Genomic DNA, 21,958 nt, shown 5'->3' on the forward strand with positions numbered 1-21,958 from the left:
ACCGAGCAATACCAGTACAAGACCTGATATGGGGCCTTTTGGCGACTTCCAGAATTCGTCGCACACAACCAGGAGGCCCCATGAACCGATCTTTCCTTGCCGTTCACCATCGCCTTGCATTGAGCGCCGTGGCCGTGGCCAGCACACTGCTGATGTCCGCGTGCGGCGGCGGCGATGCGTCGTCGGACCCGACCGCCACGGCCAGTGCCGAGGAGGGCACGGCGCGCGCCGCAGCCGTCACGGTGACGTGGACGCAGATCGCCACCGAAGGCAAGAGCTTCACCGTCAACGGCATCCAGACCGTGCGCTTCGGCGCCAACGGCAAGTACGTGGAGAAGTCGGTCAGCGGCTCGGGCAAGTGCACCAATTCCTTCTTCGGCAAGGACCCGGCGGTGGGCACGAGCAAGCATTGCGACCTCAAGTCCACCAGCGACAGCGGCGGCGGCAACAAGAGCGACCTGAACGATCCGAAGAAGAAGGAGATCGCGATGGAGCTGGTGTCCAGCGCGGAGAACTCGTCGCTCGACTGGCGCGCGCAGTACGCCTACATCGAGGACATCAAGGACGGCCGCGGCTACACCGGCGGCATCATCGGCTTCTGCTCGGGCACCGGCGACATGCTGGACCTGGTGCAGTACTACACCGACAACAAGCCGGGCAACGTGTTGTCCAAGTACCTGCCGGCGCTGAAGAAGGTCAACGGCAGCGCATCGCATTCCGGCCTGGACCCGAACTTCACCAAGGACTGGAAGACCGCGGCGAAGGACTCGGCGTTCCAATCCTCGCAGGACCATGAACGCGACCGCGTGTACTTCAACCCCGCGGTGAACCAGGCCAAGGCCGACGGCCTGCGCGCGCTGGGCCAGTTCATCTACTACGACGCGATCGTGATGCATGGCCCGGGCGACGACAGCGTGAGCTTCGGCGGCATCCGCAAGACCGCGATGAAGAAGGCCAAGACGCCGGCGCAAGGCGGCGACGAGACCAAGTACCTCAACGCCTTCCTCGATGCCCGCAAGGCCGCGATGCTGACCGAAGCCGCGCATGACGACACCAGCCGCGTGGACACCGAGCAGCGCAAGTTCCTCAACGAGGGCAACCTGGACCTGAACACGCCGCTGAGCTGGAAGACCTACGGCGACCCGTACAGCATCAAGTGAACAGGGTGTTTCGGATCGACTCCTGAGGGGGAGTCGGGGGGTGAACACGCCGCCGGACGCGATGGTCCGGCGGCGTTGTTCATTGGGTGCAGGTCTTTGCGCCCGCGCTCGCGGATGAAGCCGGCGCCGAGGGACACGGCAGCGTCGGGTGCTTGCTGCGGTAGTCGGCTTCCAGTTCCTGGGCCTGCGCCTCTTCGTCAGGCGTGAGCGGCTTGTAGCCACGCCCGTACGGCCAGCCATAGCCCCAGCGGTACGGTGTGGGAAGGCCCGGGCCACCGCCCACGCGCACGCCGTTGAACATGAGGTCCGCGAAGGCCTGGTCGTTGGTGGCCTGGAGCACGCAGGCCTGCAGCGTGCGGTCGGCGGACAGGCGGGCGTCGGCAGTGCCACCGCGCCAGTAGGCCAGGTCATGCACCACGCAGCAGTGGCACCAGTCGGCCTTCATGGCCGCGGAGCGGTCGGGAAACATGCTGCAGCCATCGGTGGTGAACGGCTTGAGCGCCGTGGGAGGTGAGCCGGGCTCGTTGGCCGAAGTGGTGGCGCAGCCGGTCAGCAGGGTCCCCGCCATCACGAGCGGGATCAGGGCAGAACGCATGGTCCTCCTTGCAGTGAGGGCTTCAGTCTGTCACAAGCGTTGACAGCCGCCAGAGGCTGCAGATCGGGTATCGCCTCGCGCCACCGGCGGTGCAACTCGCGACGCCCATCCGCAGTTCGTCACATGGCGCTCGTGCATTTCGCGCCGGAATCCGACAGTTCGCTCCGTCCAACCCACACCCCAGGAGCGAAACCATGAACCGAGCTGTCACCCAAGTCCTCGCCACCACCGCCGTCTTCTTCGGCATGTCCGCTGCCGCCCAGGCCCTTGAACTGCGCGTCGAGGTGGTCAATGCGAAATCCGACAAGGGCACGATCCTCGGTGCGGTGTACGGCACGCCGGCCGCCTGGCTCAAGGATGGCCAGCAGGTGCAAGGCGCGATGGACACGGCCAAGGAAAAGGCGGTGCTTGTGTACCGCAACCTGCCCGCCGGTTCCTACGCCATCAGCGTGTTCCATGACGAGAACGGCAACGGCAAGCTGGACACCAACGTCGTGGGCTTCCCGACCGAGCGCTACGGCTTCAGCCGCGACGCCAAGGGCAACATGGCGCCGCCCTCTTTCTCCGACGCAGTGGTCGACCTGCAGGCCGACACCACCATCACCGTCACCCTGCGCTGAGCCCGCCATGAGGAGCCAGACCATGAACCGCCGCAACTTCATCGCAGGCGCCGCGGGCGCCCTCACCTTCAGCGGCGCCATCGCTGCCGAGACCGTCGCCGAGACCGCCGCCGCGGAAGCGACGGACCCCGTCTTCAAGGCCTTCGCCGACGCCCTGCCCCAGCACTCCTGGCAGATGGGCTACGAAGGCCTGCAGGCCGATGCCGCCCCCATGACGCTCAGCCTGCGCGGGCAGATGCCGCGAGGCCTGCGCGGCGCGCTTTACCGCAATGGGCCATCGCGCCATTCCATCGGCGGCGTGCGCTACCACCATCTCTTCGATGGCGACGGCATGGTGCAGAAGTACGAGATCACCGACGCCGGCATCACCCACCGAGGCAAGTTCGTGCGCACGGAGAAATTCATCGCCGACAGCAAGGCCGGCAAGCCGGTGCGCCAGACCTTCGGCACCAACCCACCCGACGCCCAGCCCATCACGGGGCCGGATTCCCTGAACGTGGCCAACACCAGCGTGGTGAGCCATGGCGGCGAGCTGATGGCCCTGTGGGAAGGCGGCTCGGCCATCAAGCTGGACGCGCAGACGCTGGACACGCTGGGCCCCAAGGTGCTGTCGCCCGAGTACGCGGGCATGGCCTTCTCGGCGCACCCGAAGATCGAGCGCGACGGCACGCTGTGGAACTTCGGCGTCACCAGCCACCTCGGGCTGCTGTCGGTGTACCGCATCGCGCCGTCGGGCGAGGTGCTGAAGACCGAGACCATCAAGGTGCGCGACATCGCGATGGTGCATGACTTTGCCGTGACCGAGCAGCACCTGGTCTTCCTGCTGCCGCCGCTGGTGTTCGACCGCGACCGTGCGCGTTCAGGCGAGACCTTCCTGGACTGCCACGTCTGGAAGCCGCAGCTGGGCATGCGCGTGCTGGTGCTGCCCAAGGACCACCTGGACCAGCCGCAATGGTTCGACCTGCCCGCGGGCTTCGTCTTCCACGTGGGCAACGCCTGGGAAGACACCACCGCCGGAACGATCCGCCTGGACTACATCCGCTCGCCCGATGCCTGGTCGCCGCTGCATGGCCTGCGCGACGTGATGAGCGGCCGATTCGAGCGCACGGGCAATGCGGGCATCGCCTTCGTCGGCCTGAACCTCAAGACTGGCCGCGCCAACCAGACGCTGGTCAACCAGGAGACCGAGTTCCCCCGCGTGGACCCGCGCGTGGTGGGCGTGAAGCATTCGCAGCTCTTCACCACGCTGCGCCTGGACACCGGCCCTCGCCCGGGCTTCGACGCGGTGATGCGCATGGACGTGGCCAGCGGCAAGACCGACCGCTACCGCTACGGCACCGACGTGATGGTGGAGGAGCACGTCTTCGTGCCCAAGCCGGGCGGCTCCGGCAAGGAAGGCGACGGCTGGCTGGTGGGCACCGCGCTGGACCTGAAGAAGAAGGCGATGCTGCTGTCGGTGTTCGACGCAATGCACCTGTCCAAGGGCCCGATCGCCCAGGCGACGATGGACCGGGTGATGCCGCTGGGTTTCCATTCGATCTTCGTGGGAGCCTGACGGCCGGGTGGGCAGCGACTGGGCGGCGTTGCCCACCCGACACCGCCTTGGGGTTTCTTCAAGTCCTCACAATCGTTCGTTCCACATCGAACGAAGGAGACACCCCATGAAGCTCTACTACTCCCCCGGCGCCTGTTCACTCTCGCCGCACATTGCCCTGCACGAGGCCGGCCTGCCCTTCGAGCACGTGCTGACCAGCACCAAGTCGCACAAGCTCGCCGACGGCACGGACTACTACGGCATCAACCCCAAGGGCTACGTGCCGTTGCTGGAATTCGACGACGGCACGCGGCTCACGGAAGGGCCGGCCATCGTGCAGTGGATCGCCGACCAGGTGCCCGAGAAGAAGCTCGCGCCACCCGCGGGCACGAAGGAACGGTACCGCCTGATGGAGTGGCTGAACTTCATCACCTCCGAGATCCACAAGGCCGCGGGCGTGCTGTTCATTCCCAACATGCCCGAGGAAGCCAAGGCCATCTACCGCGAGAAGATCCTCGGGCGCTTCGCCTACGTGGACCAGCAGCTCGAAGGCAAGCAGTTCCTCATGGGCGACACCTTCACCGTCGCGGACTGCTACCTCTTCGTGGTGACGAACTGGACCAAGCCCCTGGGCCTGGACATCTCCGGCTTGAAGCATCTCACTGCCCACCATGCCCGCGTGGGCGCCCGGCCCTCCGCACAAGCCGCGATGAAGCACGAAGGCCTCACCAAGTGAGGGCCCTGGTGTTCGACCGCTTCGGGCCGCCCGAAGTGCTGCACGTCCGCGAGGTGCCGGATCCGCAACCGACCTCCGGACAAGTGCTGGTCCGCACGAAGGCCATCGGCCTGAACTTCGCCGATGTGTACCGGCGCAAGGGCACCTACCACCTGGCGGGCTCACCGCCTTTCATCGCGGGCTACGAAGCCGCCGGAGTGGTGGTGTCGGCGTCCGCGGGCAGCGGCTTCATCGAAGGGCAGCCGGTGGGTTTCGCCGACATGCCTTTCGCCAATGCCGAGCTCGTGGCGGTGGATGCGGCCAGGCTCATCCCGCTGCCCGCCGACATCTCCTTGGACACCGCCGCCGCGGTGCTCCTTCAAGGCCTGACCGCGCAGTACCTCGTGCGCGACAGCCATGCCGTGAAGTCCGGCGACCGCGTGCTCGTGCATGCGGCTGCAGGCGGCGTGGGCCTGCTGCTGACCCAATGGTGCGCCTCGCTCGGTGCGAAGGTGATCGGGCTCACGTCCACCGACGACAAGGCCCGAGCCGTCATGGAAGCCGGTGCACAGGCCGTGCTGCTCTATGGCGACGACTGGGTGGAGCAGGTGCAGTCGCTGAGCGACGGCGGCGTCGACGTGGCCTACGACTCGGTGGGCTCGACGCTGATGCTCAGCTTCGCGGCCACCCGCAAGCGCGGGCACGTGGTGTTCTACGGCATGGCGGGGGGTGATCCGCCGCACATCGATCCGCGCATGCTGATGGACACCTCCAAGCACCTGAGCGGCGGCGACCTGTGGAACGTGCTCACCAGCGCCCAGGAACGACAAACCCGCGCCGAAGATCTCTTCGCGCGGGTTCGCAGCGGGGCATTGAAGGTGCACATCGATTCGCGCTTCGCACTGGCCGACGGCGCCCTCGCCCATCAGCGCCTGGAAAGCCGGGCCTCCAGCGGGAAGGTGCTGCTCATTCCCTGAAGGCCCGGCGCCGTCGGCAGCTCAGAACTTGAAGTTGCCGTCGCTGCGGCTTTGCGTGGTGCCGGCAGCGCAGGTGGTGAACTCGCGGTTGCCGCTGGAGGTGGACTGGTTGCTCTCCCACACTGCGGCGGAGCCGTTCCACTTCACGTACTTGTACTGCACCGCCGTGTTCGCCGGCAGCGCGACCGAGCCGGTCCAGGGCACGTTGGCGCCGGAGCCCTGGATGGCCAGCGCGTAGCCGCTCGCGGGCGTCCAGTTGCCCAGCGCCGTCTGGTTGCCCACCACGTACAGGTTCTGGCCGAAGGTGGTGTTGGCGTTGGCGATGGTGAAGGTCACCGTGCAGTTGCCGCCGCCACCGCCGCTGACCTTCTGGCCGGTGTAGATGACCACCGCCGGCGGCACCGAGCCGCCGTCAGCCGGCACGGTGATGGTCGCGCTGCCACTGGAGTTCACCGTCACGCTGTCGCCCGTGCAGGCTGTCCCCGCCGCATTCAGCACGCTGCCGCTCACGATGTTGCAGTACGTGCCCGACGCCAGGCCGGTGGTGAAGGTCTTGGTCCACGAACCGGTCGTGTTGTTGAAGGCCGCGAAGCCCACGTTGCCACGGCTGAAGGCGACCTGGTTGGCATTGCCCGTCTGCCAGTTCGCCTGCGCCTGGTTGGCCGTGGCCGAGCGGAACTTCACCATGTTGGACAGGCCGGTCCAGCGATGGATGAAGTCCCAGTTCACGTTGATCTGCGCCTGGCCGTTCAGGTAGGGGCTGGCCGTCGGACGATCGGCATCCTTGTTCGTGAAGCGGAAGCCCGACTGCACCTGCGCCTCGCCATAGCCTTGTGCCAGCATGAAGATGTTGGCCAGGTGGTACCGTTGGGTACCCTGCGTGTCATTGGGCACGCTGCCGGTGTAGTTGCTCGCGTTCAGCGAGCTGCCATTGCGCTCGGTGTCCCAGTTGTTGATGAGGATGGTGGCGTTCTGCGGCTGCACGAAGCCCCAGGTGCCGCCCCAGTTGCCCCACGTGCCCATCACCGAAGGAATCGACGACAGCGTGAGGCCGTTCCAGTTGCGGAAGGCATCGCGCATCGCGAAGGTGAATTGGAACTCGTTGATGGTGCCGATGCCGAAGTAGTCCGAGCGCGTCACTTCGCCATCGGGCAGCACTTCGGAGGTGACCCACAGGGCTTCGCCAGAGTTGGTGAGCGGATGCGTGGACTTCACCGAGTTGAGGATGCTCTGCAACGCCGAGGGCTGCATGTGCTTGGCCGCATCGATGCGAAAGCCATCGACACCCAATGCCATCAGCTTGTTCAGGTAGTTGGTGATCTGGCCCTGCACATAGCTGCTCTCGGTGGCCAGGTCAGGCAGCCCGCCCAGGCGGCAGAACATCACGTTGTTGCGGCCGGACGGCGAGTTGTAGTCCGCGTCGTTGATGTTGCAGTTGCCGTGGAAGTCGCTGCTGCTGAAGAACGGGTAGCTCAAGGTGGCGGAGTTCCAGCTCGACCCGTCGGTGGCCACGCCGTTGCTGGCGCTGGAGCCGTCGGCCATCTGGTTGAACACCACGTCCACGTACACCCGCACCTTGGCGGCGTGGCAGGTGTCGATCATGGTCTTGAGCTGCGACTCGTTGCCCATGCGGCTGGTGAGATTCACGTAGTTCACCGGCTGGTAGACACCCCACCATCCGTTGGCATTCTTGGACGCATGCGGCGGCGAGATCTGCACGCCGCCGTAGCCCTGGGGCCCCAGCCACTGCGTGCACTCGGTGGCGATGTCGTTCCAGCTCCATTCGAAGAGCTGGACGGAGGTGTCGCGGGGGTTGAAGTTGGCCGCGAAGGCCGGTGACGCCGAAGCCGCAATCGCGGCGCAAGCGAGGATGGCGCGGGCGGTCCGCGCAAGTCGCAGGTTCATTTGTCTCTTCCTTGTCCGTTGGGGGGTGACGGCGAAGCGCTCTTTGGCGCTTCTTGGCTGGTCCTTTGTGAACCAACGCAAGTAGTTTGATTACGTCATCAACATGAACACAAGGTGGTTCACCCGCAAAAACAAGGTCGCTTACAAAAGTACCTGAAGTAACTACGGGGACAAGACAGCAGGGCTTCGCTTGGAGCGTCGATGCAGGAAATGGCGCCGGCTGTAGTCTCACGACAGACACGCAGAATCGGCGTGGCCAGCAAAAAGCCCCGCGGTCGTTGCGACCTGCGGGGCTTTGCGTCTGGTGGGTGGTACAGGGTTTGAACCTGTGACCCCTGCCGTGTGAAGGCAGTGCTCTACCGCTGAGCTAACCACCCGGAATCCGGGAAAGCCTTGGATTATGCCATAACTGATTTCCAGATCGTTTTGCCGCCGGAAGATTTGTCGAGCTCAGCCAGCACGTTCACATGCGCGGCGGACTCTTCCTCGGTGGCCAGCAGCACCGGCAGCGTGAATGCACTGAAGTCGATCGCGGCGATCGCGATCTCGCTGCTCGCGGCTTCGGTGGCGTCGATGACCAGCGAATCCTGCCCGCGGGTCATGTTGATGTAGACCTCGGCCAGCAGCCCCGCGTCCAGCAAGGCGCCGTGCAGCGAGCGGTTGCTGTTGTCCACCTCCAGGCGCTTGCACAGCGCGTCCAGCGAGTTGGACTTGCCGGGGAACATCTCGCGCGCCATCGTGAGGCTGTCGCGCACACCGGACACGAGCCCGGTGAACTTGCCGCGGCCCAGGCGGCGCAGTTCCTCGTTGAGGAAGCCCACGTCGAAGGCCGCGTTGTGGATGATGATCTCCGCGCCCGACACGTACTCGGTGAACTCGTCGGCGATGGCCGCGAAGAGCGGCTTGTCGGCGAGGAACTCGTCGGTCAGGCCGTGCACCTTCACCGCGTCTTCGCTGTTGGCGCGCTCGGGGTTCAGGTAGAAGTGCAGGTTGCGCCCGGTGAGGCGCCGATTGACCATCTCCACGCAACCGATCTCGATGATGCGGTCGCCGGACTCCGGGCTCAGGCCCGTGGTTTCAGTGTCGAGAAAAATCTGCCTCATGCCTTGAGTGCCTTCTTGCGGTTCGCCCACCACCAGATCGCGATGCCCGCGAGCACCATGGGCACGCACAGCCATTGTCCACGGCTCATGCCCAGGGCCTGCAAGCCCAGTTCGCGATCGGGCTCGCGGAAGTATTCGACGATGAAGCGGAAGAGGCCATAGCCGATGAGGAACACGCCCGACACCGCACCGGTGGCGCGCGGCTTCTTCGAGTAGAGCCAGAGGATCACGAACAGCGCGATGCCTTCGAGCGCGAACTGGTACAACTGCGACGGATGGCGCGGCACCGGCGTCGCCTCATGTGCCTGCGGAAAGATCATGGCCCATGGCAGCGACGGATCAGCCGCCCGCCCCCACAGCTCGCCGTTGATGAAGTTGCCGATGCGCCCCGAGGCCAGGCCCGTGGGCACGCAGGGTGCAATGAGGTCGGTCACCTCGAAGAACTGCCGGCCACGGCGCCATGCGTACAGCATCATCGCGACGATGACGCCCAGCAGGCCGCCATGGAAGGACATGCCGCCCTTCCACACCGCAAAGATGTCCAGCGGGTTGTCCGGGAACACGTAGAAGAGCACGTAGCCCAGGCGCCCGCCAACGACGACGCCGAGCACGCCGAAGAAGAGCAGGTCTTCCACGTCGCGGCGCGTCCAGCCGCGCTCGGCGAACTGCGGCTGCTTCACCTTCAGGGACGCCAGCCACAGGAACAGCCCGAAGGCCACGAGGTAGGAGATGCCGTACCAGTGGATGGCCAGCGGGCCGATCTTCACGGCGACGGGATCGAACTGCGGATGGACGAGCATGCGCTGGCGGGAGTGGGAATTGAAGCGCGATGATAAGGCGCACGCCGGCGTCGGCTGGGCGGCGCCCGGTATCATTGCCGGCTGCCTTCCCTGTGACACGACGAGATCCACCCATGAGCTTCAATCGCCGCTCGAAGAACATCACCGAGGGCGTCGCACGCGCGCCCAACCGCTCCATGTACTACGGCATGGGCTACGAGGAGGGCGACTTCGGCAAGCCCATGGTCGGCGTCGCCAACGGCCACTCGACCATCACGCCTTGCAACTCGGGCCTGCAGAAGCTGGCCGATGCAGCCGTTGAAGGCCTGAAGCAGGCCGGCGCCAATGCGCAGCTCTTCGGAACGCCCACCATCAGCGACGGCATGGCCATGGGCACCGAGGGCATGAAGTATTCGCTGGTGTCGCGCGAGGTCATCTCCGACTGCGTGGAGACCTGCGTGGGCGGCCAGTGGATGGACGGCGTCATCGTCATCGGCGGCTGCGACAAGAACATGCCCGGCGGCCTGATGGGCATGCTGCGTGCGAATGTGCCGGCCATCTACGTGTACGGCGGCACCATCCTCCCTGGCCACTACAAGGGCCAGGACCTGAACATCGTGAGCGTCTTCGAAGCCGTGGGCCAGTTCAGCGCCGGCAACATGAGCGAGGAAGACTTCTGCCAGATCGAGCGCCGCGCCATCCCCGGCACCGGCTCGTGCGGCGGCATGTACACCGCCAACACCATGAGCTCGGCCTTCGAGGCCCTGGGCATCAGCCTGCCCTACAGCTCCACCATGGCCAACGTCCATGACGAGAAGACCGACTCCACGCGCGAATCGGCGCGGGTGCTGGTCGAGGCGATCAAGAAAGACCTGAAGCCGCGCGACATCGTCACCAAGAAGGCGATCGAGAACGCGGTGGCCGTCATCATGGCCACGGGCGGCTCCACCAATGCGGTGCTGCACTTCCTCGCCATCGCGCATGCCGCCGGCGTGGAATGGACCATCGACGACTTCGAGCGCATCCGCAAGAAGGTGCCCGTGCTGTGCGACCTCAAGCCCAGCGGCAAGTACCTCGCGGTGGACCTGCACCGCGCAGGCGGCATCCCTGCCGTGATGAAGGTGCTGCTGGACGCCGGCCTGCTGCATGGCGACTGCATGACCATCACCGGCAAGACGGTGGCCGAGTCGCTGGCGGACATCCCGCCGCTGCGCGCAGACCAGGACGTCATCCGCCCCATCAGCAACCCGATGTACGAGGAAGGCCACCTGGCCATCCTCAAGGGCAACCTCTCTACCGAAGGCTGCGTGGCGAAGATCACCGGCCTGAAGAACCCGGTCATCACCGGCCCGGCACGCGTGTTCGACGACGAGCAGTCGGCGCTGGCGGCCATCATGGCCAAGAAGATCGTCGCCGGCGACGTGATGGTGCTGCGCTACCTGGGCCCCAAGGGCGGCCCGGGCATGCCCGAGATGCTGGCGCCCACGGGCGCGCTCATCGGCCAGGGCCTGGGCGAGTCTGTCGGCCTCATCACCGACGGCCGCTTCTCCGGAGGCACCTGGGGCATGGTGGTGGGCCACGTGGCGCCTGAAGCCTACGAGGGCGGCACCATCGCGCTGGTACACGAAGGCGACTCCATCACCATCGACGCCCACACGCTGACGCTGCAGCTGAACGTGAGCGACGAAGAGCTGGCCAAGCGTCGCGCTGCCTGGAAGCGCCCGGCGCCGCGCTACACGCGCGGCGTGCTGGCGAAGTTCGCCAAGAGCGCATCGAGCGCCAGCTCCGGCGCAGTGCTCGACAAGTTCGAATAAGCAAGCAAAGCGACGCGACCCATCAAGCAACGCCTGCGGATCTGGCTCCGCCAGTCCGCTGGGTGGCGCCCAAGGGCCACGAAGGGGCCCCTGCGTGGCCCCTGGGGCAGGAGCGCAGCGACTGGGGGGCTCAGAACCTCCGGCGTGCCTGCTTGGCGGATTCGCTGCGGCCGCGGCGGCCCTTGGCGTCCATGCCCAGCTTGTCCAGCGTCTCGATGCGGCGCTTGCGCTTCTTGTCTTCCATCTTGTCCATCTCGCGGCGCTTGGTCCAGCCCGAGGCGTCGGCGAACCACCACCACAGCACGGCCGCGATGAACGGCCAGAAGATCGCCCACCAGGGCCAGGCGCCGACGGGGCCGAAGTCGGTGACCCACATGAGCAGGAGAAGTACGCCGATGACGACAAAGACCATGATGACAATCTCACGACTTGGATCAAACCGGCTGCCAGGCGAGGGTCAACCCCAGGTCCCTACAATCCGTTGGTGCCACTGTAGCTCACAGGCCAACCGCACACGGTGCGAAAGGAACCCATGAAATCCCTGTCCGTCGCGATTCTTGCCCTTGCCGCCGCCACGTCGGCCTTCGCGAATCCGCAGCTCGCCCAGCAAAAGAACTGCATGGCCTGCCATTCAGTCGACAAGAAGGTCGTCGGCCCCGCCTACAAGGACGTGGCCGCCAAGTACGCCGGCCAGAAAGACGCCGTCGAAAAGCTCACGCAGAAGGTCATGAAGGGCGGTTCCGGCGCCTGGGGCCAGGTTCCGATGCCCGCCAATCCGCAAGTGAACGAAGCGGAAGCAAAGACGCTCGTTCAGTGGGTGCTGTCGCAGAAGTGATCTGCCCCGTGTAGAAATGACAAAGGCCCCGGTTTCCGGGGCCTTTGCTTTGGGCAATGGAACAGGCTCAGTAGGCTTGGCCCAGTTGGTCGAGGATGGCCGGATTTTCCAGCGTGCTCGTGTCCTGCGTCACCGCCTCGCCCTTGGCCACCGAGCGCAGCAGCCGCCGCATGATCTTGCCTGAACGCGTCTTGGGCAGGTTGTCGCCGAAGCGGATGTCCTTGGGCTTGGCGATCGGGCCGATCTCCTTGCCCACCCAGTCACGCAGTTGCTTGGCGATGGCCTTGGCCTCGTCACCCGTCGGACGCGGACGCTTGAGCACGACGAAGGCGCAGATCGCCTCGCCGGTGGTCTCGTCCGGCCGGCCCACGACAGCGGCTTCGGCCACCAGGTCGGTGCACGACACCAGCGCCGATTCGATCTCCATCGTGCCCATGCGGTGACCCGACACGTTGAGCACGTCGTCGATGCGACCGGTGATGGTGAAGTAGCCGGTCTTCTCGTCGCGGATGGCGCCGTCGCCGGCCAGGTAGTACTTGCCCTGGAAGTCGGCCGGGTAGTAGCTCTTCTTGAATCGTTCGGGGTCGCCCCAGATGGTGCGGATCATCGACGGCCAGGGCTTCTTGACGACGAGGATGCCGCCTTGCCCCCAGGGCACGTCCTTGCCGGTCTCGTCCACCACCGCGGCGTCGATGCCCGGGAACGGCAGCGTGCACGAGCCCGGCACCAGCGGCGTGGCGCCCGGCAGCGGCGTGATCATGTGGCCGCCCGTCTCCGTCTGCCAGAAGGTGTCCACGATCGGGCAGCGGCCGCCGCCCACGTGTTCGTGGTACCACTCCCAGGCGGCCGGGTTGATGGGCTCGCCCACCGAACCGAGGATGCGCAGGCTGGACAGGTCGTACTTCTTCGGATGCACCGCCTCGTTGCTTTCAGCCGCCTTGATGAGCGAGCGGATCGCGGTCGGCGCGGTGTAGAAGATGCTGACCTTGTGGTCCTGGATCATCTTCCAGAAGCGGCCGGCGTCCGGATAGGTCGGCACGCCTTCGAAGACGATCTCGGTGGCGCCCAGCGCCAGCGGGCCGTAGGCGATGTAGGTGTGGCCGGTGACCCAGCCGATGTCTGCCGTGCACCAGAAGATGTCGTCCGGCTTGAGGTCGAAGGTCCACTTGGTGGTCAGCGCCGCCATCAGCAGGTAGCCGCCGGTGGAGTGCTGCACGCCCTTGGGCTTGCCGGTGGACCCGGAGGTGTAGAGCAGGAAAAGCGGATGCTCCGCGCTGACCCACTCAGGTTCGCAGGTGGTGGACTGCTGCGCGGTGAGTTCGTGCATCCACTGGTCACGGCCGGCGGTCCAGGCGATGTTGCCGCCGGTGCGCTTGTAGACGATCACGCTCTTGATGCTGTCGCAGCCGCCCAGGCCGATGGCCTCGTCGACGATGGCCTTCAGCGGCAGCTGTTTGCCGCCGCGCAGTTGCTCGTCTGCGGTGATGACCATGACCGCGCGGGCATCCTCGATGCGGTCGCGCAACGATTGGGCAGAGAAACCGCCGAACACCACCGAATGCGTGGCGCCGATGCGCGCGCAGGCCTGCATGGCCACCACGCCTTCGACCGACATCGACATGTAGATGACGACGCGGTCGCCCTTCTTCACGCCCTGCGCCTTCAGCGCATTGGCCATCTGGCAGGTCTTGTCCAGCAGGGCCTTGTACGACACCTTGGTGACCTTGCCGTCATCGGCTTCGAAGATGATGGCGGTCTTGTCACCCAGGCCCGCCTCGACGTTCTTGTCGAGGCAGTTGTACGACACGTTGAGCGTGCCGTCCTCGAACCACTTGAAGAACGGCGCGTTGCTCTGGTCCAGCGCCTTGGTGAAGGGCTTCTTCCAGCTCACCAGCTCGCGCGCCAGCCGCGACCAATACCCTTCGTAGTCTTCGCGAGCCTCGGCCACCAACTTTTCATACGCTGCCATCCCCGGCACGTGGGCGGCCCGGGCGAGGGCCTCCGGCGCGGGGTACAACTTGCTGGCATGTTCAGACATTCGTCTCTCCTGGCGAGGTTCAGTTGCGATTGGCGTGCACCATAGGGACGCGCTCTTACGAACGCCTTACTCCGGGCGCACCCTTCGGAATAGTTGGCCCACCTACAATTTTGGGCAATCCGACAAATCCCTGAAGCATCCCACACATGGCTGAAGCACCTGCTCCGCGCCCGACAAAGCTGCGCCCCCTGCCCAACCTGATTTTCATGAGCAGATGGCTGCAGTTGCCGCTGTATCTGGGTCTGATCCTGGCGCAGGTGGTCTACGTCTTCCATTTCTGGGTGGAACTGGTTCACCTGATCCAGGCGGCCATGGGTGACAAGACCGCGCTGCAGGCCCTGGTCGACGTGGTCTCGCCCGGTACCACGGCCACCCAGCTGACCGAAACCACCATCATGCTGGTCGTGCTGGGGCTCATCGACGTGGTGATGATCTCCAACCTGCTGATCATGGTGATCGTGGGCGGTTACGAGACCTTCGTGAGCCGCATGGACCTGGAAGGCCACCCCGACCAGCCGGAGTGGCTGAGCCATGTGAACGCCTCGGTGCTGAAGGTGAAGCTGGCCACCGCAATCATCGGCATCAGCTCGATTCATCTGCTGAAGACCTTCATCAATGCAGACAATGTCTCGGACAAGGTGCTGATCGCCCAGACGACCATTCACATCGCCTTCCTGCTGTCGGCCATGGCGATCGCGGCCACGGACCGGCTGCTGCCCCAACCGGCCCATGAGAACCACTGACCGTCGTCCGTGATTTCCACATCAGTCCCGCGTCAGCGCCCCTTGGGATAATCGCGGGGTTCCCCCCGGCCCTTCCGCTCCTCTCCAGAACAAAGCCATGACCACCACCATCCGCTACGCTGACCTCGTCGAAAGCGTCGCCGCCGCACTGCAGTACATCAGCTACTACCACCCGTCCGACTACATCGCCCACCTCGCGCGCGCCTACGCCAGCGAGCAGAGCCCGGCGGCCAAGGACGCGATCGCGCAGATCCTCACCAACTCGAAGATGTGCGCCGAGGGCCGCCGCCCGATCTGCCAGGACACCGGCATCGTCAACGTGTTCCTGAAGATCGGCATGGACGTGCGCTTCGAAGGCTTTGCCGGCAGCATCGAGGACGCCGTCAACGAAGGCGTTCGCCGCGGCTACAACGACCCCGAGAACAAGCTGCGCGCGAGCATCGTGGCCGACCCGCACTTCGAGCGCAAGAACACCAAGGACAACACGCCCGCCGTCGTCCACATGAGCGTGGTACCTGGAAATACCGTGGACGTGCAGGTCGCTGCCAAGGGCGGCGGCAGCGAGAACAAGAGCAAGTTCGTGATGATGAACCCCAGCGACTCGCTGGTGGACTGGGTGCTCAAGACCGTGCCCACCATGGGCGCCGGCTGGTGCCCGCCGGGCATGCTGGGCATCGGCATCGGCGGCACGGCCGAGAAGGCGATGCTGCTGGCCAAGGAAAGCCTGATGCAGGACATCGACATGTACGAGCTGAAGGCACGCGGCCCGCAGAACAAGGTCGAGGAACTGCGCATCGAGTTGTGCGACAAGATCAACGCCCTGGGCATCGGCGCGCAGGGCCTGGGCGGCCTGACCACCGTGCTGGACGTGAAGATCGCCACCTACCCGACGCACGCAGCCAGCAAGCCGGTGGCGATGATCCCGAACTGCGCCGCCACCCGCCACGCGCACTTCGTGCTCGATGGCTCCGGCCCCGCCTACCTCGAGCCGCCCAGCCTCGACCTGTGGCCCGACGTGAAGTGGGCGCCCGACTACAACAAGAGCAAGCGCGTCAACCTGGACACGCTGACCAAGGAAGAAGTCGCCAGCTGGAAGCCGGGCGACACGTTGCTGCTCAACGGCAAGATGCTCACCGGCCGCGACGCCGCGCACAAGCGCATCCAGGACATGCTGGCCAAGGGCGAGAAGCTGCCGGTGGACTTCACCAACCGCATCATCTACTACGTCGGCCCGGTGGATCCGGTGCGCGATGAAGTGGTCGGCCCTGCTGGTCCCACCACCGCCACCCGCATGGACAAGTTCACCGAGATGATGCTGGCGCAGACCGGCCTCATCGGCATGATCGGCAAGGCTGAGCGCGGGCCCGCAGGCATCGACGCCATCAAGAAGCACAAGAGCGCCTACCTCATGGCGGTGGGCGGCGCGGCCTACCTCGTGGCCAAGGCCATCAAGGGCGCGAAGGTCGTGGGCTTCGGCGACCTCGGCATGGAAGCCATCTACGAGTTCGAGGTGAACGACATGCCCGTCACCGTGGCCGTGGATTCGGAAGGCATCTCGGTCCACCAGACCGGCCCGAAGGAGTGGCAGGCCAAGATCGGCAAGATCCCCGTCGCGACGGCCTGAGCCAGAGGCACAAAGGCGCCTTTCAAAGCGCAAGCGCAGCGACGCGCCCATCCAGCCAGCAACGCCCACGGGACCGGCTCCGCCGGCCCGTCGGGTGGCGCCCCTCGGGGGCAGGAACGCAGCGACGGGGGGGGGCTAACGTTCTATCCGTGCGTACGCCGAGTGCGCGTGGATGCTCTCGAAGTTCTCGACGTCCACGCTGTAGCGCCCGATGCGCGAATCGGCATTGAGTCGCAGCGCGACATCGCGCACCAGGTCTTCGACGAACTTGGGGTTCTCGTAGGCCCGCTCGGTGACCCACTTCTCGTCAGCCCGCTTGAGCATCGGCCAGATTTCGCTGGAGGCGCTTTCCTCGGCGAAGCGCACGAGTTCGGTCCACTCGATGGCTTCCTTCAACTCGACACGGATGGTCACGTGCGAGCGCTGGTTGTGGGCGCCGTAGTCGGAGATTTCCTTGGAGCAGGGGCACAGCGACTTCACCGGCACCACCGCCTCGGCCCACAGCGCCGTCACACCGGAGCGCTTCTCGGCGATCCAGCGGCCCTGGTATTCGAGCAGGCTTTCCACGCCGGAAACCGGCGCCCGCTTGCGCAGGAAGAAGGGGAAGCGGGCCTCGATGCGGCCTTCATTGGCATGCAGCTTCTCGAGCATGCTGTCGAAGCCGTTGCGCAGGCTGGTGAAGTCCAGCGGCGCCTCGATCGCATCCAGCCACGCCACGAAGCGCGACATGTGCGTGCCTTTCTGCTCGGCCGGCAGGGCCACGTCCAGGTCCCATTGCGCCACGGTGGGCAACACCGCACGGCCGATGCGCAGCTCGACGGGATAGCGCACGTCCTTCACGCCCACCCGCTGGATGGCGAGATGGCGCTCGTCACGCTCGCTTTGCGTGTCCGGGATGTGCAGTGCGTCTTTCAGATTGCTCATGTGATTCATTCAAGTCCCCGCGCGCCGCTGGGCGCGGCGCGGACCCCACTCGTCGGATGGTCGAAAGCTTCTCATCATTCGACCAACCTTGCCCCCGCAAGGGCATGAACACGGCGTTGAAAAATGCCGAACCTAGTGGTTGACCGCCGGCCTCACCAGGGCAGGACGCGCCCCGAAACGCTTGAGCACCGATTGCTCGATCCCGGCGGCGTCCAGCCCGCACTGGGCCATCAGCTTGGCCGGGTCGCCATGCTCGACGAACTCGTCGGGCAGGCCCAGCGTCAGCACGGGCACCTCGATGCCGGCTTCGTTCAGCGCTTCCATCACGGCGCTGCCGGCGCCGCCCATGGCGCAGCCTTCTTCCACCGTCACGATTGCATCATGGCTGCGCGCCAGTTCAGTCACCAGGGCGACATCCAGCGGCTTGACGAAGCGCATGTTGGCCACCGTGGCGTCCAGCCGCTGCGCAGCCTGCAGCGCGGGATGCAGCAGCGTGCCGAAGGCCAGGATGGCCACGCGCTTGCCGCCCTGCCCGCTGTTGCGCGAGGCCTCGCGGCGAATCTCGCCCTTGCCGAAGGGAACCTCGGTCATCTCGGCCTTGATCTCGGCCCCGATGCCTGCGCCCCGCGGGTAGCGCACCGCCACCGGGTGGTCTTGCAGGAAGGCGGTGTACAGCAGCTGGCGGCACTCGTTCTCGTCCGAGGGCGTCAGCACGCTCATGTTCGGGATGCAGCGCAGGTAGGCGATGTCGTAGGCCCCGGCGTGGGTCGCGCCATCAGCGCCCACCAGCCCCGCACGGTCCAGCGCGAATACCACCGGCAGGTTCTGGATGGCCACGTCGTGGATGAGCTGGTCGTAGGCGCGCTGCAGGAAGGTGGAGTAGATCGCCACCACCGGCTTCAGGCCCTCGCAGGCCAGGCCCGCGGCGAACGTGACCGCGTGCTGCTCGGCGATGCCCACGTCGTGGTAGCGCTGCGGGAAGCGCTTCTCGAACTCCACCATGCCCGAACCTTCGCGCATGGCCGGGGTGATGCCCACCAGGCGCTTGTCCTTGTCGGCCATGTCGCACAGCCACTGGCCGAAGACCTGGGTGAAGGTGGTCTTGGGCGCGACGGCGGGCTTCTGCAGGCCCACCGCCGGATCGAACTTGCCCGGGCCGTGGTAGTTGACCGGATCGGCCTCGGCCAGCTTGTAGCCGTAGCCCTTCTTGGTCACCACGTGCAGGAACTGCGGGCCGGACTTGTCGCGCAGGTTCTCCAGCGTGGGGATGAGCGAATCGAGGTCGTGGCCGTCGATGGGGCCGACGTAGTTGAAGCCGAACTCCTCGAAGATGGTGCCGGGCACGACCATGCCCTTGGCGTGTTCCTCGAAGCGGCGGGCCAGCTCGAACAGCGGCGGCGCATTCTTGAGCACGCTCTTGGCGCCTTCACGGGCGGCGGCGTAGAACTTGCCGCTCATCAGCCGGGCGAGGTAGCGGTTGAGCGCGCCCACCGGCGGCGAGATGGACATGTCGTTGTCGTTGAGGATCACGAGCATGTCGACCAGGCCGCAGGCGTGCGGCATGCCGGCGTTGTTCAGCGCCTCGAAGGCCATGCCGGCCGTCATGGCGCCGTCGCCGATGATGGCCACCGACTTGCGGGCCTCGCCCTTCATCTTGGCCGCCACGGCCATGCCCAGCGCCGCCGAGATGGAGGTGGACGAATGCGCGGTGCCGAAGGTGTCGTACTCGCTCTCGTCGCGGCGCGGGAAGCCGCTGATGCCGCCGATCTGCCGCAGCGAGGCCATGCGGTCGCGCCGGCCGGTGAGGATCTTGTGCGGGTAGGTCTGGTGGCCCACGTCCCACACCAGCCGGTCGTAGGGCGTGTTGAAGACGTGGTGCAGGGCAACCGTGAGCTCCACCGTGCCCAGGTTCGACGACAGGTGGCCGCCGGTCTGGGAGACGCTTTGCAGCACGTAGTCGCGCAGCTCGATGGCAAGCTGCTTGAGCTCGCTGCGCGACAGCCGGCGGGTGTCCGCCGGGCTGTTGATGGATTGCAGCAGGGAGTGGTTCATGGGGAGAGCGTGAGTCAGTTGTCGCGGTCGACGACCTTGTCGGCCAGCAGGCTGAGCCATGCTGCATTGGCCAGGCCGCTGCGCGCCAGGGCCGCCTGCGCCTTGTCGCGCAGTTCGGCCGCATGGCGGCGGGCGGCTCCGAGCCCCAGCACGGTCACGTAGGTCGGCTTGTTGTTGTCCTGGTCTTTGCCGGCGGTCTTGCCCAGCGTCTCCGAGGCCTGGGTCACATCAAGGATGTCGTCCACCACCTGGAAGGCCAGGCCCAGGGCGTCGCCGTAGGCCGAGAGGGCATCCCACTGGCCGGCCGTGGGGATGCCCGTGGCCGCGCCCATCAGCACGCTGGCCTGCAGCAGGGCGCCGGTCTTCCGGTGGTGCATGTCGCGCAGGGTGTGCTCGTCCAGCGGCTTGCCGATGCTGGCGAGGTCGATGGCCTGGCCGCCGGCCATGCCGGCGTGGCCGGCGGATCGGGCCAGCAGGCTGCACAGCCGGGCCTGCAGGGCGGCGGGCACGGCGTCGCCATCGGGCGTCAGCACCTCGAAGGCCAGTGCCTGCATGGCGTCGCCGGCCAGCATGGCCTGGGCTTCGCCGAACTGCACGTGAACGGTGGGCTTGCCCCGGCGCAGGACGTCGTTGTCCATGCAGGGCATGTCGTCGTGGATGAGGGAGTAGGCGTGGATCAACTCCACCGCGCAGGCCGCGCGCATGGCGGCTTCGCGGTTGCCGTTGACGGCCTCGCAGGCCGCCAGTACCAGCAGGGGGCGCACCCGCTTGCCGCCGTCGAGCACGCCGTAGCGCATGGCCACGCCCAGGCCTGCCGGGCTGTCCGCCGGCACCCAGGATTCGAGCGCGGATTCGACCGCGTCGAGTTCACTGCGTACCCAATGTTCGAAGTCTGCTCGCTTCATGCACTTGTCCACGGCTTGAGTTCGCCGTCCTCCAGGACCTTGACCTGCTGCTCCACGGCTTCGAGCCGGGCGCGGCAGAAGCTCAGCAACTGCGCGCCGCGCTTGTAGCTGTCCAGCAGCTTGTCCAGCGGCAGCTGACCACCTTCCATGGCGGCGACCAGGCGCTCCAGTTCGGCCAGGGCGTCTTCGTAGGTGGGCGGAACGGCTGCCTCTTCGGGAGACGGGGTTGCTCTTGCCATCTTTGCGAGGTGAAACCCCGATTGTAGTCAGCGCTGACCTTGTAAATCCCCTGGACGGTCACCACCTTTGGAGGGACGCCTCCACGCCGAAAGCCGTGGTAGGCGCCGTGAGGGGCGTTGACATGCCGCAGCCGCCCCCTCCGGGTACAATCCGCGTCCCCGCCAGCGAGGACCCTTCGAGGCGGGTTTTTCACTTCCACCTTTCTTCTTCCCCAGGAAACACGCAGGGGCCCTTCGTGGTCCTGGGGCGGGCCGACATTGGTTTTTGGAGATCCTGGGGATCATGTCCGACCTGAGCATCACCCTTGAAGCTCTCGAGCGAAGCCGCTCACAACTTTCCGTCAGCACCTATTTCGACGAGGACATCTTCCGCAGGGAGATGGAGCTCATCTACCAGCACGGCCCGCGCTACCTCGGGCACGAGCTGTCGGTGCCGGAGGTGGGTGACTACCACGCGCTGCAGCACGAGGGCGAGGGCCGCGCACTGGTGCGCACGCCCGCGGGCATCGAGCTCATCTCCAACGTCTGCCGCCATCGCCAGGCGGTGATGCTGCGTGGCCGCGGCAACACCCGCAGCAACATCGTGTGCCCGCTGCACCGCTGGACCTACGACCTGAAGGGCGAACTCATCGGCGCGCCGCATTTCGCCGACGACCCCTGCCTGAACCTGAACCGCTACAAGACACGGACCTGGAACGGCATGGTCTTCGAGGACAACGGCCGCGACATCGCCGCCGACCTGGCCACCCTGGGCGTGCGTGCCGACCTGGACTTCGAAGGCTACGTGCTCGACAAGGTGCAGGTTCACGAGTGCGACTACAACTGGAAGACCTTCATCGAGGTCTACCTCGAGGATTACCACGTCGGCCCCTTCCACCCGGGCCTCGGGCAGTTCGTGACCTGCGACGACCTGGAGTGGCAGTTCGCGCCGCACTACTCGGTGCAGACCGTCGGGGCGAACAACGCACTCGCGAAGGCCGGTTCCGACATCTACCGCAAGTGGCACGACGCGGTGCTGGCTTTCCGCGACGGCGAGCCGCCCAAGCAAGGTGCCATCTGGCTCACCTACTACCCGAACATCATGGTCGAGTGGTATCCGCACGTGCTGGTCATCTCCACGCTCTATCCCAAGGGCCCGCAGAAGACCGTCAACGTGGTCGAGTTCTACTACCCCGAGGAAATCGCCGCCTTCGAGCCAGAGTTCATGCGGGCCCAGCAGGCCGCCTACTGGGAAACCTGCGAGGAAGACGACGAGATCGCGCTGCGCATGGACGCCGGCCGCAAGGCGCTGATGGAACGCGGCGACGACGAGGTCGGCCCCTACCAGAGCCCCATGGAAGACGGCATGCAGCAGTTCCATGAGTGGTATCGCAAGGTGATGAAGCGGCGTTGATCG

Annotated in this window: 20 protein-coding genes and 1 tRNA gene; 10 read left to right on the top strand and 11 right to left on the bottom strand. The window is 65.9% G+C overall.

Features of this window, described 5'->3' with window-relative positions; all coding sequences use genetic code 11:
* Nucleotides 1-80: 80 nt before the first annotated feature.
* Nucleotides 81-1,160, top strand: coding sequence for a chitosanase (locus DZC73_RS01830; protein WP_328589468.1), 1,080 nt, complete (start codon nucleotides 81-83; stop codon nucleotides 1,158-1,160).
* A gap of 79 nt (nucleotides 1,161-1,239) precedes the next feature.
* Here DZC73_RS01830 and DZC73_RS01835 read toward each other — a convergent pair whose 3' ends face one another.
* Entirely contained in the window at nucleotides 1,240-1,755 is a 516-nt protein-coding gene (locus DZC73_RS01835; RefSeq protein WP_198414758.1) for a hypothetical protein, read from the bottom strand.
* A 194-nt stretch (nucleotides 1,756-1,949) separates the two neighbouring features.
* Here DZC73_RS01835 and DZC73_RS01840 point away from each other — a divergent pair, with 194 nt between their 5' ends.
* From DZC73_RS01840 to DZC73_RS01855, 4 genes are all read left to right on the top strand, one after another.
* Nucleotides 1,950-2,375, top strand: coding sequence for a DUF2141 domain-containing protein (locus tag DZC73_RS01840; RefSeq protein WP_124538488.1), 426 nt, complete (start codon nucleotides 1,950-1,952; stop codon nucleotides 2,373-2,375).
* Nucleotides 2,376-2,397: 22 nt separating this feature from the next.
* Complete coding sequence (locus DZC73_RS01845) at nucleotides 2,398-3,930, top strand: carotenoid oxygenase family protein (protein ID WP_124538489.1); 1,533 nt, start codon at nucleotides 2,398-2,400, stop codon at nucleotides 3,928-3,930.
* Nucleotides 3,931-4,036: 106 nt separating this feature from the next.
* Nucleotides 4,037-4,645 carry a glutathione transferase GstA gene (gene gstA, locus DZC73_RS01850; protein WP_124538490.1) on the top strand — a complete coding sequence of 203 codons (609 nt, stop codon included), beginning with the start codon at nucleotides 4,037-4,039 and terminating at the stop codon, nucleotides 4,643-4,645.
* The gene (locus tag DZC73_RS01855) at nucleotides 4,642-5,601 is read left to right on the top strand and encodes a quinone oxidoreductase family protein (protein ID WP_124538491.1); all 960 of its coding nucleotides are present in this window, start codon (nucleotides 4,642-4,644) and stop codon (nucleotides 5,599-5,601) included. Before gstA ends, DZC73_RS01855 begins: the two co-directional genes overlap by 4 nt.
* Nucleotides 5,602-5,622: 21 nt before the next feature.
* Here DZC73_RS01855 and DZC73_RS01860 read toward each other — a convergent pair whose 3' ends face one another.
* The 4 genes from DZC73_RS01860 to lgt form a co-directional block, all read right to left on the bottom strand.
* Nucleotides 5,623-7,506, bottom strand: coding sequence for a carbohydrate-binding module family 20 domain-containing protein (locus DZC73_RS01860; protein ID WP_124538492.1), 1,884 nt, complete (start codon nucleotides 7,504-7,506; stop codon nucleotides 5,623-5,625).
* A gap of 302 nt (nucleotides 7,507-7,808) precedes the next feature.
* Nucleotides 7,809-7,883 (bottom strand) — tRNA-Val (locus tag DZC73_RS01865).
* A 21-nt stretch (nucleotides 7,884-7,904) separates the two neighbouring features.
* Nucleotides 7,905-8,609, bottom strand: a complete 705-nt coding sequence (gene dnaQ / locus DZC73_RS01870; RefSeq protein ID WP_124538493.1) for a DNA polymerase III subunit epsilon — start codon at nucleotides 8,607-8,609, stop codon at nucleotides 7,905-7,907.
* The gene (gene lgt, locus DZC73_RS01875) at nucleotides 8,606-9,409 is read right to left on the bottom strand and encodes a prolipoprotein diacylglyceryl transferase (RefSeq protein WP_124538494.1); all 804 of its coding nucleotides are present in this window, start codon (nucleotides 9,407-9,409) and stop codon (nucleotides 8,606-8,608) included. Before lgt ends, dnaQ begins: the two co-directional genes overlap by 4 nt.
* A gap of 113 nt (nucleotides 9,410-9,522) precedes the next feature.
* On the opposite strand from lgt, the gene ilvD reads away from it, so the two are divergent.
* Entirely contained in the window at nucleotides 9,523-11,202 is a 1,680-nt protein-coding gene (gene ilvD, locus DZC73_RS01880; RefSeq protein WP_124538495.1) for a dihydroxy-acid dehydratase, read from the top strand.
* 130 nt (nucleotides 11,203-11,332) lie between these two features.
* Here the strand turns inward: ilvD and DZC73_RS01885 are convergent, their stop codons facing one another.
* Nucleotides 11,333-11,614: a TIGR04438 family Trp-rich protein gene (locus tag DZC73_RS01885; RefSeq protein WP_124538496.1), complete on the bottom strand. Its 282-nt coding sequence runs from the start codon at nucleotides 11,612-11,614 to the stop codon at nucleotides 11,333-11,335.
* Between the two features lie 120 nt (nucleotides 11,615-11,734).
* Here DZC73_RS01885 and DZC73_RS01890 point away from each other — a divergent pair, with 120 nt between their 5' ends.
* A complete protein-coding gene (locus tag DZC73_RS01890; protein ID WP_124538497.1) occupies nucleotides 11,735-12,037 on the top strand; it encodes a c-type cytochrome in 303 nt (100 codons plus the stop codon).
* A 67-nt stretch (nucleotides 12,038-12,104) separates the two neighbouring features.
* On the opposite strand, the gene acs is transcribed toward DZC73_RS01890, so the two are convergent.
* Nucleotides 12,105-14,075, bottom strand: a complete 1,971-nt coding sequence (gene acs / locus DZC73_RS01895) for an acetate--CoA ligase (RefSeq protein ID WP_124538498.1) — start codon at nucleotides 14,073-14,075, stop codon at nucleotides 12,105-12,107.
* 146 nt (nucleotides 14,076-14,221) lie between these two features.
* Here acs and DZC73_RS01900 point away from each other — a divergent pair, with 146 nt between their 5' ends.
* Together DZC73_RS01900 and DZC73_RS01905 are read left to right on the top strand one after the other, a co-directional pair.
* Entirely contained in the window at nucleotides 14,222-14,818 is a 597-nt protein-coding gene (locus tag DZC73_RS01900) for a TIGR00645 family protein (RefSeq protein WP_124538499.1), read from the top strand.
* A gap of 97 nt (nucleotides 14,819-14,915) precedes the next feature.
* A complete protein-coding gene (locus DZC73_RS01905) occupies nucleotides 14,916-16,442 on the top strand; it encodes a fumarate hydratase (protein WP_124538500.1) in 1,527 nt (508 codons plus the stop codon).
* Nucleotides 16,443-16,577: 135 nt separating this feature from the next.
* Here the strand turns inward: DZC73_RS01905 and folE2 are convergent, their stop codons facing one another.
* From folE2 to DZC73_RS01925, 4 genes are all read right to left on the bottom strand, one after another.
* Nucleotides 16,578-17,366 (bottom strand): GTP cyclohydrolase FolE2, encoded by a 789-nt coding sequence (gene folE2 / locus DZC73_RS01910; protein ID WP_124538501.1) that lies wholly within the window; start codon nucleotides 17,364-17,366, stop codon nucleotides 16,578-16,580.
* A gap of 132 nt (nucleotides 17,367-17,498) precedes the next feature.
* A complete protein-coding gene (gene dxs, locus DZC73_RS01915) occupies nucleotides 17,499-19,418 on the bottom strand; it encodes a 1-deoxy-D-xylulose-5-phosphate synthase (RefSeq protein ID WP_124538502.1) in 1,920 nt (639 codons plus the stop codon).
* A gap of 14 nt (nucleotides 19,419-19,432) precedes the next feature.
* Entirely contained in the window at nucleotides 19,433-20,323 is an 891-nt protein-coding gene (locus tag DZC73_RS01920; RefSeq protein WP_124538503.1) for a polyprenyl synthetase family protein, read from the bottom strand.
* Nucleotides 20,320-20,562: an exodeoxyribonuclease VII small subunit gene (locus tag DZC73_RS01925; protein ID WP_124538504.1), complete on the bottom strand. Its 243-nt coding sequence runs from the start codon at nucleotides 20,560-20,562 to the stop codon at nucleotides 20,320-20,322. The genes DZC73_RS01920 and DZC73_RS01925 overlap by 4 nt, the downstream gene beginning before the upstream one ends.
* A gap of 283 nt (nucleotides 20,563-20,845) precedes the next feature.
* Here DZC73_RS01925 and DZC73_RS01930 point away from each other — a divergent pair, with 283 nt between their 5' ends.
* The gene (locus tag DZC73_RS01930) at nucleotides 20,846-21,955 is read left to right on the top strand and encodes an aromatic ring-hydroxylating oxygenase subunit alpha (RefSeq protein ID WP_124538505.1); all 1,110 of its coding nucleotides are present in this window, start codon (nucleotides 20,846-20,848) and stop codon (nucleotides 21,953-21,955) included.
* The last annotated feature ends 3 nt before the right edge of the window (nucleotides 21,956-21,958 follow it).

This window comes from Rhizobacter terrae (genome assembly GCF_003852895.1).
Taxonomy (GTDB): domain Bacteria; phylum Pseudomonadota; class Gammaproteobacteria; order Burkholderiales; family Burkholderiaceae_C; genus Albitalea; species Albitalea terrae.

Coding starts and splice junctions, on each gene's coding strand:
- DZC73_RS01830 (WP_328589468.1), top strand. CDS start 81: ATGAACCGATCTTTCCTTGCCGTTCACCATCGCCTTGCATTGAGCGCC.
- lgt (WP_124538494.1), bottom strand. CDS start 9,409: ATGCTCGTCCATCCGCAGTTCGATCCCGTCGCCGTGAAGATCGGCCCG.
- DZC73_RS01920 (WP_124538503.1), bottom strand. CDS start 20,323: ATGAAGCGAGCAGACTTCGAACATTGGGTACGCAGTGAACTCGACGCG.
- DZC73_RS01900 (WP_124538499.1), top strand. CDS start 14,222: ATGGCTGAAGCACCTGCTCCGCGCCCGACAAAGCTGCGCCCCCTGCCC.
- DZC73_RS01930 (WP_124538505.1), top strand. CDS start 20,846: ATGTCCGACCTGAGCATCACCCTTGAAGCTCTCGAGCGAAGCCGCTCA.
- dnaQ (WP_124538493.1), bottom strand. CDS start 8,609: ATGAGGCAGATTTTTCTCGACACTGAAACCACGGGCCTGAGCCCGGAG.
- gstA (WP_124538490.1), top strand. CDS start 4,037: ATGAAGCTCTACTACTCCCCCGGCGCCTGTTCACTCTCGCCGCACATT.
- DZC73_RS01905 (WP_124538500.1), top strand. CDS start 14,916: ATGACCACCACCATCCGCTACGCTGACCTCGTCGAAAGCGTCGCCGCC.
- DZC73_RS01860 (WP_124538492.1), bottom strand. CDS start 7,506: ATGAACCTGCGACTTGCGCGGACCGCCCGCGCCATCCTCGCTTGCGCC.
- folE2 (WP_124538501.1), bottom strand. CDS start 17,366: ATGAGCAATCTGAAAGACGCACTGCACATCCCGGACACGCAAAGCGAG.
- DZC73_RS01925 (WP_124538504.1), bottom strand. CDS start 20,562: ATGGCAAGAGCAACCCCGTCTCCCGAAGAGGCAGCCGTTCCGCCCACC.
- acs (WP_124538498.1), bottom strand. CDS start 14,075: ATGTCTGAACATGCCAGCAAGTTGTACCCCGCGCCGGAGGCCCTCGCC.
- DZC73_RS01890 (WP_124538497.1), top strand. CDS start 11,735: ATGAAATCCCTGTCCGTCGCGATTCTTGCCCTTGCCGCCGCCACGTCG.
- ilvD (WP_124538495.1), top strand. CDS start 9,523: ATGAGCTTCAATCGCCGCTCGAAGAACATCACCGAGGGCGTCGCACGC.
- DZC73_RS01885 (WP_124538496.1), bottom strand. CDS start 11,614: ATGGTCTTTGTCGTCATCGGCGTACTTCTCCTGCTCATGTGGGTCACC.
- DZC73_RS01835 (WP_198414758.1), bottom strand. CDS start 1,755: ATGCGTTCTGCCCTGATCCCGCTCGTGATGGCGGGGACCCTGCTGACC.
- dxs (WP_124538502.1), bottom strand. CDS start 19,418: ATGAACCACTCCCTGCTGCAATCCATCAACAGCCCGGCGGACACCCGC.
- DZC73_RS01845 (WP_124538489.1), top strand. CDS start 2,398: ATGAACCGCCGCAACTTCATCGCAGGCGCCGCGGGCGCCCTCACCTTC.
- DZC73_RS01840 (WP_124538488.1), top strand. CDS start 1,950: ATGAACCGAGCTGTCACCCAAGTCCTCGCCACCACCGCCGTCTTCTTC.